Raw genomic sequence first — 582 nt, 5'->3', positions numbered from 1 at the left:
GGCAAGCTCGGCAGCCGCGAGCTGACCGCCGGATCGGATGTCGACCTGATCCTGCTTTACGACCACGCGCCGGACGCCGAGGAGTCCGATGGCGACAAGCCGCTGGCGCCTTCGCATTACTACACCCGCATGACGCAGCGGCTGATCGCAGCTGTGTCGGCGCCGACGGCGGAGGGCGTGCTCTACGAACTCGACCTGCGCCTGCGGCCATCAGGCAACAAGGGTCCTGTGGCGACCCATATCGATGCCTTCAAGAAATACCAGCGCCAGGAAGCCTGGACCTGGGAGCACATGGCGTTGGCACGCGCGCGCGCCATAGCTGGCGACGCCAGCCTGTGCAGTGAGGTTGAAGCGGAAGTGGCGGCGGTGCTTGGTCAGCCGCGCGACGCCGCAAAGGTGATGGCCGAGGCCTCGGAGATGCGGGCTATGATCGAGAAGGAAAAGCCGCCGCGCGACCTGTGGGACATCAAGCTGATCCCCGGCGGCCTGATCGATCTCGAATTCATCGCCCAAGTCGCTGTCATCACCGGGCAGGTAGGCGCCGGGCCGCGCGTTACCGGTACCGCCGAAATCCTTTCGCGC

Annotated in this window: 1 pseudogene; it reads left to right on the top strand. The window is 66.0% G+C overall.

Annotation, left to right across the window (positions count from 1 at the left end):
- Positions 1 to 582, top strand: a pseudogene (locus EN969_RS34360) (bifunctional [glutamine synthetase] adenylyltransferase/[glutamine synthetase]-adenylyl-L-tyrosine phosphorylase); the annotation flags it as partial.

Origin of the sequence: Mesorhizobium sp. M7A.F.Ca.CA.003.01.2.1 (genome assembly GCF_003998945.1) — a bacterium.
Classification (GTDB): domain Bacteria; phylum Pseudomonadota; class Alphaproteobacteria; order Rhizobiales; family Rhizobiaceae; genus Mesorhizobium; species Mesorhizobium ciceri.
Note: the sequence above shows the minus strand (reverse complement) of the source record. Positions and strands in the feature narration are given on the sequence as shown.